13 protein-coding genes and 1 tRNA gene are annotated in these 15,103 nt (G+C 37.9%); 10 read left to right on the top strand and 4 right to left on the bottom strand.

What is annotated here, in order from left to right; translation table 11 throughout:
• Positions 1-40: 40 nt before the first annotated feature.
• Entirely contained in the window at positions 41-886 is an 846-nt protein-coding gene (locus WKH56_RS14435) for a MurR/RpiR family transcriptional regulator (protein WP_014461544.1), read from the bottom strand.
• A 150-nt stretch (positions 887-1,036) separates the two neighbouring features.
• On the opposite strand from WKH56_RS14435, the gene gnd reads away from it, so the two are divergent.
• The 5 genes from gnd (at position 1,037) to WKH56_RS14410 (ending at position 7,672) form a co-directional block, all read left to right on the top strand.
• Entirely contained in the window at positions 1,037-1,936 is a 900-nt protein-coding gene (gene gnd, locus WKH56_RS14430) for a phosphogluconate dehydrogenase (NAD(+)-dependent, decarboxylating) (protein ID WP_034269374.1), read from the top strand.
• 25 nt (positions 1,937-1,961) lie between these two features.
• Positions 1,962-3,503: a gluconokinase gene (gene gntK, locus WKH56_RS14425; RefSeq protein ID WP_310884200.1), complete on the top strand. Its 1,542-nt coding sequence runs from the start codon at positions 1,962-1,964 to the stop codon at positions 3,501-3,503.
• 278 nt (positions 3,504-3,781) lie between these two features.
• On the top strand, positions 3,782-5,308 hold the full coding sequence (locus WKH56_RS14420; protein WP_033578068.1) for an NCS1 family nucleobase:cation symporter-1: 1,527 nt from the start codon (positions 3,782-3,784) through the stop codon (positions 5,306-5,308).
• A gap of 269 nt (positions 5,309-5,577) precedes the next feature.
• Positions 5,578-6,906, top strand: a complete 1,329-nt coding sequence (locus WKH56_RS14415) for a GntT/GntP/DsdX family permease (protein ID WP_047751641.1) — start codon at positions 5,578-5,580, stop codon at positions 6,904-6,906.
• Positions 6,907-7,060: 154 nt separating this feature from the next.
• Positions 7,061-7,672, top strand: a complete 612-nt coding sequence (locus tag WKH56_RS14410) for a DUF1349 domain-containing protein (RefSeq protein WP_063248132.1) — start codon at positions 7,061-7,063, stop codon at positions 7,670-7,672.
• Between the two features lie 38 nt (positions 7,673-7,710).
• Here WKH56_RS14410 and WKH56_RS14405 read toward each other — a convergent pair whose 3' ends face one another.
• A complete protein-coding gene (locus tag WKH56_RS14405) occupies positions 7,711-8,331 on the bottom strand; it encodes a YitT family protein (protein WP_063248131.1) in 621 nt (206 codons plus the stop codon).
• A gap of 172 nt (positions 8,332-8,503) precedes the next feature.
• On the opposite strand from WKH56_RS14405, the gene WKH56_RS14400 reads away from it, so the two are divergent.
• On the top strand, positions 8,504-8,953 hold the full coding sequence (locus WKH56_RS14400) for an Lrp/AsnC family transcriptional regulator (protein ID WP_034269385.1): 450 nt from the start codon (positions 8,504-8,506) through the stop codon (positions 8,951-8,953).
• Between the two features lie 27 nt (positions 8,954-8,980).
• On the opposite strand, the gene WKH56_RS14395 is transcribed toward WKH56_RS14400, so the two are convergent.
• The gene (locus WKH56_RS14395) at positions 8,981-9,736 is read right to left on the bottom strand and encodes an arylamine N-acetyltransferase family protein (protein WP_063248130.1); all 756 of its coding nucleotides are present in this window, start codon (positions 9,734-9,736) and stop codon (positions 8,981-8,983) included.
• A gap of 334 nt (positions 9,737-10,070) precedes the next feature.
• Here WKH56_RS14395 and WKH56_RS14390 point away from each other — a divergent pair.
• From WKH56_RS14390 to WKH56_RS14380, 3 genes are all read left to right on the top strand, one after another.
• Positions 10,071-10,142, top strand: a tRNA-Val gene (locus WKH56_RS14390).
• Positions 10,143-10,310: 168 nt separating this feature from the next.
• Positions 10,311-11,756 (top strand): DEAD/DEAH box helicase, encoded by a 1,446-nt coding sequence (locus tag WKH56_RS14385; protein ID WP_033578076.1) that lies wholly within the window; start codon positions 10,311-10,313, stop codon positions 11,754-11,756.
• 64 nt (positions 11,757-11,820) lie between these two features.
• Complete coding sequence (locus tag WKH56_RS14380; RefSeq protein ID WP_033578077.1) at positions 11,821-12,450, top strand: copper homeostasis protein CutC; 630 nt, start codon at positions 11,821-11,823, stop codon at positions 12,448-12,450.
• Positions 12,451-12,700: 250 nt separating this feature from the next.
• Here WKH56_RS14380 and WKH56_RS14375 read toward each other — a convergent pair whose 3' ends face one another.
• Positions 12,701-14,092 (bottom strand): amino acid permease, encoded by a 1,392-nt coding sequence (locus WKH56_RS14375; RefSeq protein ID WP_048020043.1) that lies wholly within the window; start codon positions 14,090-14,092, stop codon positions 12,701-12,703.
• Positions 14,093-14,538: 446 nt separating this feature from the next.
• On the opposite strand from WKH56_RS14375, the gene WKH56_RS14370 reads away from it, so the two are divergent.
• Complete coding sequence (locus WKH56_RS14370; RefSeq protein ID WP_048020044.1) at positions 14,539-14,877, top strand: YflT domain-containing protein; 339 nt, start codon at positions 14,539-14,541, stop codon at positions 14,875-14,877.
• Positions 14,878-15,103: the final 226 nt, after the last annotated feature.

Raw genomic sequence — 15,103 nt, 5'->3', positions numbered from 1 at the left:
TGTTTGATGTTGGAGTTGAAGAATATATAAGGGCGAAACATTAAATTCTAGTTTCAGCAATAGCATCGCGTACTTTTTCAAGCGAGTGTTTAGAGGTGTCTTTATTTGCAATCATTACATTAACATACAAAGCATCAATGAGGCTTAGCTGTCCAATTCTCGAGGCGAGAGCTTCAGATCGATATTCGGTTTCTTCTGAACTTGTATAAAGAGAAACGTCAACGTTTTGACTTAATGGAGATTTAGGAAAACCCGTGATCCCGATCGTTTTGGCGCCGTTCGCTTTTGCTGTATTTAAAATGTTCATCGTGTCTTTATTTGTTCCAGAATGAGAAATCACTACCGCTACATCTTGTTTCGTCAATTGAGAAGCGGACATAAGCTGGAAATGGGAATCGATAAATGCAAACGTTTTAATTCCTGTTCGCACAAATTTATGAAAAGCATCCATAGCCACGACTGAAGAGCCTCCCGTGCCATAAAATTGAACTTTATCGGCCTTCATTAAAAGTTTGACGGCTTTTTCAATAGCATTGCCCTCTAGTATTTGTAATGTATTCTCAAGCGTTCGCACGTTGGAGCGAAAGATTTTTTCAGCGATCGTTTTTTCATTATCCGTTTCAGCAATTTCCTCGTGAATTTGCTGAATAGGCGTCATAATTTCAGCAGCCAGCGCTATTTTCATCGCCTGATAGCCCTTGAAGCCAATTCGTTTGCAAAAACGAAAGACTGTTGCATCAGCTACATTTAAATCGTCTGCTACTTCGTTAATGGTACTGTGAATAATTTGTTCCGGCTGTTCTAAAATATAATTTGCAATTTTTTTCTCTTTTTCACTGAATCTAGCATAGTGAGAACGAATTTTTCCTAAACAATTTTGCGTCATAACTGATGTTCCTTTCCACGAATTTAGTAGTAAAAAGAGTATAGCACAAAAATATGTGTGAAAAAAATTTTCTTGTAAACGATTGCAAAATGAAAAATAATTCGTATAATGGAGGTAATGTGAAATTTTTTTTCAAAGGGAGTTTGTAAAATGAAAATTGGATTAATCGGTTTAGGAAAAATGGGATATAATTTATCATTAAATTTAATGGACAATCATCATGAAGTTGTAGCTTATGATGTGAATAAAGAAGCGGTAGAAAAACTTTCAAATGAAGGAGCAGCTGGTGCCTTTACTATTGAAGAGTTAGTCAACGAACTGCCTGCTTCACCTAAAGTTGTATGGGTTATGGTTCCGGCTGGAGAAGTAACGGAAAATGTGATTACAGAACTAAAAGAACTTCTGTCAGAAGGAGATATTGTAATAGATGGAGGAAACTCTAATTATAAAGAATCTGTTCGACGTGCTCAGGATCTTCAGGAAAAAGGTATTTACTTCTTTGATGTAGGGACAAGCGGCGGAATGGAAGGTGCAAGAAACGGAGCATGTACAATGATTGGCGGAGATGCAGAAGCATTCCGTACAATTGAACCAATTTTTAGTGATATTTGCGTAGAAAATGGATTTATGTACGCAGGCAAAAGCGGAAGCGGTCACTTTTTAAAAATGGTTCATAATGGTGTAGAATATGGAATGATGCAATCCATTGCTGAAGGATTTGAAGTTCTGGAAAAAAGTCAGTTTGATTTCGACTATGAAGCCGTAGCGCGCGTTTGGAATAACGGATCTGTCGTTCGCTCTTGGTTAATGGAACTAACGGAAAATGCGTTTTCAAAAGATCCTAAACTAGATAGTATTAAAGGAGTCATGCAGTCTTCTGGTGAAGGGAAATGGACCGTAGAGACTGCCCTTGATCTTCAAACGGCAACTCCTGTTATTGCTTTATCGCTAATGATGCGCTATCGTTCATTAGAGGAAGATACATTTACAGGAAAAGTTGTAGCAGCACTTCGAAATGAATTCGGCGGTCACGGTGTTGTAAATAAGTAAAGTAGTAAAGTAGGGGGACAGCAGCATGAGCAAAAAATATGCAATAGGTGTAGATATCGGAACAACGAGTACAAAGTCTGTATTATTTTCAGTAGACGGTACAGTCATTGCTAACCATGGGATTGAGTATCCACTATACTCGCCTACGCCCGCGATGGCTGAGCAAGATCCTGAAGAAATTTTTCAAGCAGTTGTACGTACCATTCAAACGGTTGTAAAAACAAGCGATGTAAAACCTGAGGATATTTTATGCGTTTCATTCAGCTCAGCTATGCACAGTGTTATTGCCGTTGATCAGCAGGGAAAGCCGCTGACAAAATGTATTACGTGGGCCGATAATAGAAGTGCAGAATGGACGGAAAAAATTAAAAATGAATACAACGGCCATGAGATTTATTTACGTACAGGCACGCCTATTCACCCGATGTCGCCACTTTCCAAGCTAACATGGCTTTCTAATGAACAGCCTGAATTAGTGAAGGGAACACATAAGTTTATTTCAATTAAAGAATATGTATTCTTTAAGTTGTTTAACGAATATGTGATCGACTATTCGATTGCATCAGCAACAGGTTTATTTAATCTGAAAAATCTTGCGTGGGATGAAGAAGCATTAAAAGTAGCAGGTGTGACGACAGATCAGCTATCCACTCCTGTTTCAACTATGCATCAAGTGAAAGGGCTAAACACAGAGCTTGCAGTTGAGATGCACTTACTGCCGGATACGCCCTTTATTGTAGGTGCAAGCGATGGCGTATTATCAAACTTAGGTGTAAATGCGATTGAACCAGGCGTTGTTGCAGTAACAATTGGGACAAGCGGAGCTATTCGAGCAGTCACTGACAAGCCAGTAGTCGATCCTAAAGGTCGTATTTTCTGTTATGCGTTGACAGAAGACCACTGGGTAATTGGCGGCCCTGTAAATAACGGAGGCATGATTTTTAGATGGGCTCGTGATCAATTTGGAGCGTCGGAAGTCGAAACAGCTAAACGTCTTGGAAAAGATCCATATGAAGTATTAACGGATATTGCGGCTTTAGTGAAACCTGGAGCAGACGGCTTATTGTTTCATCCATACCTGTCAGGAGAGCGTGCGCCGCTTTGGGATGCAAATGCTAAAGGTTCGTTCTTTGGCCTAGGTTTGCATCATAAAAAAGAACATATGATTCGCGCCGTATTAGAAGGCGTTATTTTTAACTTGTATACGGTATTATTGGCACTTGAAGAGTTAATTGGAGAACCTGCAAAAATTCAGGCAACAGGCGGATTTGCACGTTCCGCACTTTGGCGCCAAATGATGGCAGATATTTTTAACCAAGAAGTATCCGTGCCGGAAAGCTTTGAAAGTTCATGTCTAGGAGCAGTTATTCTTGGCTTATATAGCCTTGGCGAAGTCGACTCATTAAACGTTGTTTCCGATATGGTTGGAGCGACTAATCATCATTATCCAATTAAAGAAAACAGTGAAGTATATAAAGAGTTAACGACTATCTATATTCGTTTGGCTCGTTTATTTAAAGAAGAATACGAAAGCATTACGGCTTTTCAAAAAAAATACGTACATTAAGTTCAAAAATCATCGCTTGAAGCTTTCAGGCGATGATTTTTTGTGTGTTAGGTTATCTAACAACCAAAAGAGTTAACACTACACAATATATAAAAGTTCCCTCAAATAATGTTACAATTTGTCCAGTGTATCCCTGTTTCGCATTAAATATAATAAGGAATAACGTTAGTATTTATCACATACTAGAAGGAATCGTCACAAACGCCTTTATATTTCAGAAAATTCAAATAAAATTTGTTTTTTGAAATGAACTTATTTTATGAAAAGGGGTTTTATGGATGAAAACACAAATCGAGCAAGATGGAATTGTGACGCTCACAGATGAGACGCACAATCAGCTGAGCGGCAGCGATCTTTGGAATGAAGATTTACGTCCTACTACGATGAAAGAACATTCTTGGAAAGGAGTTAACTTTGCCACGCTTTGGATTGGGATGTGTCTGTGTATTCCAGCTTACACAATGGCGAGCGGAATGATGACGCTTGGAATGAACTGGTGGCAGGCAATTGGTACAATCTTTTTAGGAAATGTAATTGTTCTTATTCCTATTTTGCTTAATTCTCACGCTGGAACCAAGTTTGGCATTCCTTATCCGGTATTTGCCCGCCTGTGGTTTGGAGATAAAGGAGCACATATCCCAGCACTGGCTAGGGCTATTGTGGCTGCTGGATGGTTTGGAATTAATACATGGATTGGAACGGAAGCAATTGATACACTGCTAAGCGCTTCATTTTCATCTTGGAATGGTTTAGCTGGTCATACAGCCATTGTATTTGCTCTCTTTTGGCTTTTAAATGTAGGAGTGGCGTATAAAGGACCGCAAGCAATTAAAGTGTTAGGAGCGATTGCTGCTCCGGTTATTGGTATTTCAGCTATTATTCTTTTTATATGGGCTTATACAAACTCAGGAGGGTGGGGACCCATTTTATCTACGCCTTCTAAATTTACATCCACCGGAGAATTTCTAGCTGTATTTTTCCCTGCTTTAACCGGAGTCATTGCATTTTGGGCGACGCTCGCTTTGAACATTCCGGATTTTTGTCGATATGCTAGAAGCCAGAAATCCCAAATGGTTGCGCAAACCTTCTCCTTGCCGTTGACGATGAGTGTTTTTTCATTTATTGGAATTGCTGTTACCTCGGCAACCATCGTTATATTCGGAGAAGCTATTTGGGATCCAGTGGCGTTAGTAGCTAAATTCCCTCCGTTTATCATTTTCTTAGGAACAATCGTTATCGTGCTTTCTTCTTTAACGATTAATGTGGGAGCAAATATTGTGGCGCCGGCCCGTGCAATTGAGAATCTGAATCCAAAGAAAATCACGTTTGCGATGGGAGCGCTAGTAACCGGTATCTTTGCTATTTTGCTTCAGCCATGGTACATCATGTCTAATTTCGGGAATTATATCTTTGGATGGCTTGGAACATACGGAGCGCTGCTTGGTCCTATAGACGGCATCGCCATTGCTGACTACTGGCTTGTAAGAAGGAGACAGATGGCATTAAAGGATTTATACGAGGTAAACGGTCGCTATAGTTATTCAACTGGTTTTAATAAAAACGGTATTTATGCATTAGTAATTGGCGTGGCCATACCTGTTTTAGGCTTACTGATTCCTGGACTGCGCTTTTTATGGGATAATGCCTGGACATTTGGTCTATTCATTTCTATCATCGCCTATACGTATCTCATGAGAGGAGATAAAAGTGTATTAGCGCCGGGAGAATATGAAGAAATAACGTTAAAAACAAGCGAAAAACCAATTATCGACAGTCAAACCGCTGATCCCACCATCACTAAATAAATAAGATAAATCCAATCATTAACATGATTGGTTTTTTTTATGAGTTGAAACTCTATGGAAGAAAATTGATAAAATTTTTTTTAGTTTTTTTATTGATTTAAGAATTTTTTTTTCATATAATTTAAGTAATAAAAAGATGAAATCGTTTTCTGATTTAATTAATGTAAACGATTTCGATAATTAAAACGTATTTTTTAAAAAATTAACAGGTTTAGAGCTTTTTTGCTACATAAAGAAAGCGTTTACTTAAGGGGAAGGTGGAAAGCAAGATGGATGCATACTTATTAGCTATTACGGTTGTCGCAATTGTTATTGTTATTGTAGGTGTTTCAGTTTTTAAATGGCATGCGTTTATCAGTTTAACGGTTGCGAGTTTGTTTTTAGCAATTGCTTCTGGGTTATCAATGGATAAAATTGTTGCCGCTTACGAAACGGGAGTGGGCGGTGTTTTAGGACACTTAGTAGGAATTTTAGCACTGGGAACAATTTTAGGTAAGCTGATGGCTGATTCAGGCGCTGGCATGCAGGTAGCAGATTATTTTGTAAGAATATTCGGTGTGAAAAGATTGCCGTGGGCAATGCTAGTAGCAGGTTTCATTATTGGTATTCCTGTTTTCTTCGAAGTAGGAATTTTAATCTTACTGCCTTTAGTTATTTCGATTCATAAAACAACAAAACAAAATATATTATTGATTGCTCTGCCAGTTATTGCAGGATTATCAATTGTTCACGGTCTCGTTCCTCCTCATCCGGGAGCGATGGCAGCTATTAGTATTTACGGAGCAAATACGGGGAAAGTGCTTTTATACGCGTTAATCATTTCAATTCCAGCAGCAGTTATCGCTGGACCAGTTTTTGCAAAATGGGTTAACAAACGAGTAATTCCAGAAGGAGAGCCGGATTTAATTCGTATCACGACAACATCTAAAAATCTTCCTGGTACAGGCGTTTCATTCTTTGTTATTTTACTTCCTGTTTTATTAATGGTTTTAGCAGCAATAGCGCCTATTATTAACGGATTGCCAAGCGGCGTAGTGAAGTTTGTAGAATTAATAGGAAGTCCATTAATTGCACTTTTAATTTCTTGTTTTGCAGCGTTTTACCTGCTTGGAAAACGTCAAGGTATGACAAAAGATGTGATTAAAAAACTAACGGAAGAATGCTTGCTTCCTGTAGGATCTATTGTCTTGATTATTGGTGCAGGCGGTGGCTTCAAACAAGTATTAATCGATAGTGGAGTAGGTACAACGATTGGTCAAATGTCTGAACATCTATCTCTATCACCACTTGTACTTGCATTTTTAATTGCTGGATTAATCCGTATCGCTACAGGTTCAGCAACAGTTGCATTAACAACAGCGGCGGGTATTGTTTCACCGATCATTGAGCACATGTCTGGTGTTAATTTAGAACTTCTGGTTATTGTTACGGGCGCGGGTTCACTAATGTTCTCTCACGTTAATGATGCTGGATTCTGGATGGTGAAGGAGTATTTAGGATTAACAGTAAAAGAAACGTTCAAAACATGGACTGTTCTGGAAACGCTTCTATCCTTTATTGCTTTTGCAGGAGCACTTATTCTAAATGCAATAATCTAAAAATAAGACTCTTTTACTCTATGTAAAAGAGTCTTATTTTTTTATGAAAGAAAAGAATTTACTAGAAAAATAATCAAAATATTTTATTTATTCTTTAAATTATGGCAAAATAGAAATAGAAGAACAATAGCTTCTAAGAAGGGAATGACAGAGAGTGAGTAATCAACTAGTATTTTTCACAAACTTTTCAGAAGGAAAATTAGATTCAGACGTTTCTTGGTATTGTCCACCAGCTCAATTTCAAATTGATACGGAAACGAATCGATTAGTGATTAAAACAGACGCTAAAACAGATTTTTGGCAGCGTACTCATTATGGCTTTGAAGCGGACAATGGACACTTTCTTTATCGTGAAGTAGAAGGCGACTTTGAAATCATGACAAAGGTGCATACATATCCAGTTAATCGCTACGATCAAGCAGGTCTCATGATTCGTGTATCAAAAGATACGTGGATCAAAACGTCAGTTGAATACAATCCCGATGGCCCTAACCAATTAGGAGCAGTCGTAACCAACCAGGGCTTCTCAGATTGGTCCAGTCAAAATTTTACTCAAAACAAATCAGCGCTTTATTTTAAAATTCAGCGCAAAAATGATGATTACACCGTTTGTTATTCAAGTGATGGAGATTCCTGGACTCAGCTCCGAATCGCTCACTTATTGCACTCATCCAAAGAACCTGTTCAAGTTGGGATTTACGCTTGTAGTCCTCAAGGAGAAGGATATGAGGCCCAATTTGATTTTATAAAAGTAGAAAAGCTTTAAACGAAAAACACGATTTAGTCACAGCTAAATCGTGTTTTTTATTTAGAGAGTACATTATCTAAAGGGTGTGTGGCAGCAGTGGGTGTCGATTGATTGTGTAAAGCAATTTTTTGTTTGAAATAGCTGATGACAAACCCTGTAATCGCAATGGACATAACAGAGAAAATTCCTTTTGAAAATCCAATTGAATACATGCTCGACAGCACGACGAGGAAATCAAATGAAAAATTCACTTTTCCAGGATCCCAACCGAATTTTCGCTGCGCGAATAACGCTAGAATATTAGCACCCCCAAGAGAAGCTCCGTTCATAAATAAAATGGATAAGCCAAGACCGGCAATTAGTCCGCCCGTAACAGCACCCATCAGGCTGGGAAGTGTAAAAGCAGGAAGCAAGTGATCGAGTGAAGTGAGAAGTGATAGCAAAGACACTGATCCTATAGTTGTGACGGTAAATTTCCATCCCATTTGAAAGAAGGAAAAGAGATAAAAAGGAATATTAATGAGAAAAAAAATCACCGCAAACGATAAAGGAAGGGCATATGACAAGCTAAGAGACAGACCAGCTGTTCCCCCCGTCACTACGTGAGAGTGCCGCAAGATAAGAACACCAATACTTGCAATCGTACATCCAAGAATAATCCATAAAACTTTTTTCATAAATAAACCCCTTTGTTTGTTTTTTCGGAATTTTCATTTTCAATTATCTACTTTAATGATAGGATATTAAATAAAGAAAACACATGTATAAATGAAGGAAATAATACTTGTTCTGTTATCAACTTGAATAAAGATTTTATTTATTATATTCATTTTGAAAGGAAAGGTTTGTATGGATCAAATCGATGCACAATTATTGTCTATTTTGCAAAGAGACGGGCGTATGACGATTAGTGATTTATCAAAAAAGCTGGCTCTTAGCCGTCCAAGCGTATCAGAAAGGCTGCAGCGCCTTCAGGAACGAGGAGTGATACAGCGTTTCAGCGCTACGGTGTCTCCGAAAGCTTTAGGGAGAGATACACAGCTGTTTATTCAAGTAAGCGAATTAAAAAGAAAACCAGAGGAATTTGAAGACTTTATTGAGCAAAATGAAGATGTGCTTGAATGTCATCGCGTAACGGGACCGGTTTCTTATTTTATCAAAGCAGCCGTGTCTGGAATGGATGGACTTAGAATGCTCGTGGATGAACTGATTCCTTATGGAAATGTGAATACCTCAATTATTTTAAAGTCGCCTGTAGAAAACAGGATGATTACTCCTATACAAAAACCGACCCCATAAGAGGCCGGTTTTTTGTGTAAGGACATATTAATAAAACCCTTTGATAATATAAAAATGATTTTGCAAAATATCAGGAACTTCTTCTTCTGAAACGTTTCTTTTCGTCTTTTTTCCGCTGTCTGTTACAGTTAGTGTTTCACCAGAGAGGGTAATTCGCCCTGTAGGTGTTGCGATCGTAACAAGGCGTTTGTGTACAAACGGAGAATCAGCTGACGTTTGATTGAACTCACACATGGGAGTAAAGTCTGTCAGTTTCTTAGGAAGCGTAGACACACGGTACAGCGTTTTCCATACATCATCTTCCCATCGCTGCAAATCATACATATGCTCAGCAACGTTTGTCATACGATAAGAGCCGCTTACATCTCTTACTACTTCGCCATTTAAAGGCATTGGCTTGCGAACAGAATCTCCAAATCCAACGTCTACGATATAAGACTGATTTTCAACCGTTACAAGGTTTGTAGCGTGACTTCCTTCAATGGTCCACGTGCCATCGGGTTTTTTGACGGTAGCTGAAACGTACGAGACTTCATAACCGCTTTCTTTTAACAGCCAGCCAAATAAACCGTTTAATTCGTAGCAAAATCCTCCGCGCAAATTTACAATTACTTTTTGAAAGATCCGTTCTAAATCAATGATAATAGGAGTTTGAGACAAAACGTCTAAGTTCTCAAACGGAACATGAAGCATATGCTTGTTCTGTAAAGTAGCTAAGTTTTCATACGTTGGACTATCCGGTTTCTTAGCTAAAAACCGACTAAAATAATAATTAATATTCATCAAATACACCTCTTAGTGAATCATTTCTCTTTGTCTTTAAGCTTAGCAGAATATTCATGTAACAGCGTTTTTTCAATGGTTTCTTTGGAAGCAAATTCTTTCAATCTCAGCTTTTTGTTCTTTACTGACTTCTCTTAAAGGATTAGTGGCTAGAAAACATAGTAGACAGACAAAATCAAAATAAAATTCAGCGTGTGCTTTCATCCCGTCATGCTCCTTTATGGCATATTTTTAGTTTATCAAAAGTAAAGACGGTTCTTCCAACTTGGGGACTGTGGAAAAATAGTTGACAAAATTGGATAACTCTTTCTATAATATAGTCAATACATATCACGAGCGATTAGTTCAGTGGGAGAATACATCCTTGACAGGGATGGGGTCGGGGGTTCGAATCCCTCATCGCTCATACCAAAGCCGTTTTCTTATTAATAAGAGAGCGGCTTTTCTCTTTGGCTTAACAAACCAATGCTATATTAAATCTTGAGCGCGCATACAAGAATTAAAGTATAATGAAACATAGTGCATCAGGTCATGATAAAGATAATCACTAATTTAAAATAAATGAGGGTACAAAATGAATCAAAGAAGTTTTAGTCAATATGGTCTTAGTGACAAGGTAGCTAAGGCGCTTTCTAGCCTGCAATACAATCATCCTACGGAAGTACAAAGTAAGGTGCTTCCCATTGCGCTAGAAGAAAGAGATGTGGTCGTGAAGTCTCAAACAGGAAGTGGAAAAACGGCTTCCTTCGGCATTCCACTGTGTGAATTAGTTAACTGGGAAGAAAATAAGCCCCAAGCCTTAGTGTTAACACCTACACGAGAGCTGGCTGCGCAGGTAAAAGAAGATATTACAAATATCGGCCGTTTTAAGCGAATTAAAGCAGCAGCTGTTTATGGAAAATCACCGTTTGCCAAGCAAAAAGTAGAATTAAAGCAAAAAACACATATTGTTGTAGGTACGCCTGGACGAGTGCTTGATCATATAGAAAAAGAAACGCTGGCATTAGAGAAAATTCGTTATTTGGTTATTGATGAAGCAGATGAAATGCTCAATATGGGTTTTATTGACCAAGTGGAAGCGATTATTCAACATCTTCCTAGTGAGCGTGTAACGATGCTTTTCTCGGCTACGCTTCCGGAAGATATTGAAGAACTGTCTCGCAAATATATGAAGAAGCCGGTTGATGTTGAAATCAAAGCGAACGGATTAACAACAAGCACGATTGACCATTCTGTTATAACAGTACAAAATGAAGGTAAATTTGAACTGCTGAAAGACGTAACTACAGTAGAAAATCCGGACAGCTGCATCATTTTTTGCCGCACGCAAGAGCAGGTAAATACGCTGTTAGATGATTTAGATGATCTTGGATATCCTTGTGATAAAATTCATGGGGCAATGGTGCAAGAAGACCGTTTTGAGGTTATGAATGATTTCAAAAAAGGGAAATTCCGCTATTTAGTAGCAACAGATGTAGCTGCGAGAGGAATTGATATTGATAATATCACGCACGTTATTAACTATGACCTTCCGTTGGAAAAAGAAAGCTACGTTCACCGTACGGGAAGAACGGGACGTGCCGGTAAAAAAGGGAAGGCTATCACATTTGTAACGCCTTATGAAGAGAGAATGCTATCGGAAATTGAAGAATATATTGGTTTTTCGATTCCAGTATCTACTCCTCCTTCTAAAGAAGAAGTACAGCAGGCAGCATTCGCTTTTAATGAAAAAATTAATGAGCGTCCAGAAGTTAAAAAAGATAAAAGCGAGTCATTAAATAAAGACATTATGAAGCTGTACTTTAACGGCGGAAAGAAAAAGAAAATTCGAGCGGTCGATTTTGTAGGAACAATCGCAAAATTAGACGGAGTAACCGCAGACGATATTGGAATTATTACCATTCAAGAAAATGTCTCGTATGTAGAGATTCTGAATGGAAAAGGTCCCAAAGTGTTGCAAGCAATGAAAAACAAAACAATTAAAGGAAAGAAATTAAAAGTTCATAAAGCGATTAAATAATAAAGGAAAGTCCATCTTTTTAAAGATGGGCTTTATTTATACAGCCAATAAAGGAGTTGAAAGTATGAAGTACATAAAAGAAGCGTGTGTAGAAGGGTATGAGCAGGCAAAAAAAGCGGAAAAGCTAGGAGCAGACCGCATTGAATTATGTGACAATCTCAGTCAAGGAGGCACTACGCCAAGTTACGGCACCATTCAACATGCAAGTGAACATCTTGATACAGATATCAACGTGATTATTCGCCCAAGAAGCGGTGATTTTTTATATTCCGAAGCAGAATTTCAAATTATGAAAAAAGACGTTAAAGCATGTAAAGACCTTGGAGTAAACGGAGTAGTATTCGGCATATTAACAGAAAAAAATGAAATCGATCACGGACGGACTAAAGAATTAATAGCAGAAGCTCGTCCTTTAAGCGTTACGTTTCATATGGCATTTGATGAGATTAAAGATAAATACAAAGCCATTGATATACTTAGTGAAATGGGAGCAGACCGCATTTTGACCAAAGGTGGGAAAGGGTCTGCTTTGCAAAACTTGCAGGTGATCCGAGAACTGATCACATACGCCAATGACCGTCTTATTATTTTGCCCGGCGGAGGAATTCATGAAGGCAACGCAGATCGGGTTATAAAAGACACACAGGCAACTGAATTACACGGAACAAAAATTGTAGGAGATTTATCGGATTAAATAAAAGAGGCTGGGACAAAAGTATGTTAGTCAAAGTGAAAAACGAACCACTAATCAACATGTTTGATTGGTGGTTCGTTTTTTTGTGATGGTAAATATAGTTTTATGTGTTTCGTTTCTTCTAGCAGGTGATTGAAGGGCAAAGCGAAGCCTTGCACGGAAATCAACTGCGGTGTCATAAGCAGTCTAGCTCATCTATCTCCCTTGTTCATCTTTAGGTTGGATTCATTTCGTTATGTCTCAACCTCTTTTATTTTGATGTGTTTTCTTTTGCTGCTAAGCCGCTCGTCATTTTGGTACGCTGAAAGAAAAACGAACCTACGACGAGTAAAGCAATTAAAAGAGTTAAAAAGAACTGTGAACGCAATGAATCAATAAATGCCATGGCAATAAAGATACTAGTGATGGCAAGGATTGTAGCGTAAGTTAAGTAAGGAAATAACCACATTTTAATTTTTAATGCTTCAGGGTTTTCTTTTTCATATTTTTTTCTCATTTTAATTTGTGAAAATGCAATAACGAGGTACACAAGAAGGGCTACGCCGCCTGATGCATTCACTAAGAACAAAAAGATTTTATCTGGCGAAATATAGTTAAAGATGACGCTGATGTACGAAATAACTGTACATGCTAATATCGCGCTAACCGGTACGCCTTTTTTATTTAATTTTGAAAAGCTTTTTGGCGCATTACCATTTTGAGACATGGAAAACAGCATACGAGAGCTTGTATACAAACCAGAATTCAGACAAGAAAGGACAGCTGTTAAAATAATAAAGTTCATAATTTGAGCGGCTGCCGGTATGTTTACTAATTCAAGAATAGAGACAAATGGGCTTTTCATTAGGCTTGATGAATTCCACGGAAGAACGGTTACTAAAATAAAAATAGATCCTAAATAGAAAAATAAAATACGATAAATAACGGTATTGGTCGCAATGGTAATGGCTTTTTCAGGTTGAGAAGATTCACCTGCCGCGGTTGCAACAATTTCTGTTCCCATAAAGGAGAACATGACAAGGGCGATTCCTAAAAATACAGAGCTAATTCCATTCGGTAAAAAGCCGCCTTTATGCAAAAGATTGGAAGTGCCGGGAGAATCAATTCCTGGAATGAATCCACAAATAATAGCAATACCTAAAAGTAAAAAAAGAACGATACTGACAACTTTAATGAGAGAAAACCAATATTCAAATTCTCCGAAAGATTTAACAGAGTACAGGTTGGTCATCGTTAATAAAAAAGTAAGAGCCAGACTGACTCCCCAAGACGGTAAAGACGGGAACCAGTATTGAATAATATTTGCACCTGCAATGGCTTCAACAGCAATAACGATAACCCAGAAAAACCAGTAGAGCCAGCCAATTGTGTAGCCGGCCCAAGGGCCTAATGCCTCTTTTGCATAAGTGGAAAACGAACCGCTGGAAGGATTTGCAGTAGACATTTCTCCAAGCATTCGCATGACTAAAATAACGAGTAAACCAGCAAATGCGTACGAAAAAATAGAGCCGGGTCCAGCGGTGTTAATGAGTGATCCGCTTCCAATAAACAATCCAGCGCCAATAATTCCTCCGAGAGAAATCATGGTGATATGCCGGATCTTTAACTCTTTTTTTAACTGTGGGTGTGGATGGCTGTTCATTTGTAACCTCCTATATAATCTGAATTTTTAGTTAATATGGAGAATTATATTATGTTATAAGGTGCAAGGACAGGATGTTGTTAGAAGTTCTTTCATATAAAAAACCGGATATGAATGGTTGCATTCATATCCGGCTTACTCTGACACAGACATTCATTATGCGTAGAAAGTACCTGATTAGCGCCTTTTTTCTTTATTATAATAAGCAATGCAGATGAATTTTTTATGAATGGTAGCTGAAAATAAGCTGAATGATTGTTTTAGATACGTTAATCAAAAGAGATATACATCCGATTAAAGGATAATATGGAATGATATTCAAACTCTCCGTAAAGCGCTAAATGCGGGTTTTCCTTTCTGAAAACGGGTATATATAGTAGTAAGAAGTTCATTCTTTTGCTAAGTATAAAAGAAAGATGTGCGATAGAAACAGGAGGTTATAAATAATGAAACATGTTGAAGTAGTAGAAAACGGAGCGAATATTAACGAAGCAGTTAATCAATTTGCAGATAAAGGTTTTGAGAAAAATGAAGTATACGTGTTTACCTATGACAAGGAAAATTCTAAAAATTTAACAGAAGTAACGGACACAAATATTATTCGACTATCTGAAGAAGGTCCTTTACATTCAGCAGCGAGTTTATTTTTAACAAGAGAAGATGAGCTTCGAACAAAAATGGCTGCGCTAGGTTTATCAAAAGACGAAACAAAAAAATATGAAGAAGAGTTAAAGAAAGGCAGTGCGATTGTAGTGGCTGCTACGGGAGAAAGAAAAGACGTTTAATTTTAATAGAGGCTAGGGCAAAAGTAGTTTAGTTAAAGTAAGATCCGAACGCGGTTGATTCTCTATCAAGAATCAGCCGCGTTCGGATTTTTTTGTGGGGACGGTGTAACATGTGATCTATACGAGCTTCTTTATTCCATTTGTTCGTCTTTAAATTCACTCGATTTCGTTATGTCTCACACTTTTTTTGTTTTTTCCAATATATGATTGATAAAACTAATGGTAT

It is taken from the genome of Priestia sp. SB1, assembly GCF_038898415.1.
The sequence above is the reverse complement of the archived record's forward strand: the minus strand, read 5'-3'. Positions and strand labels throughout refer to the sequence as shown.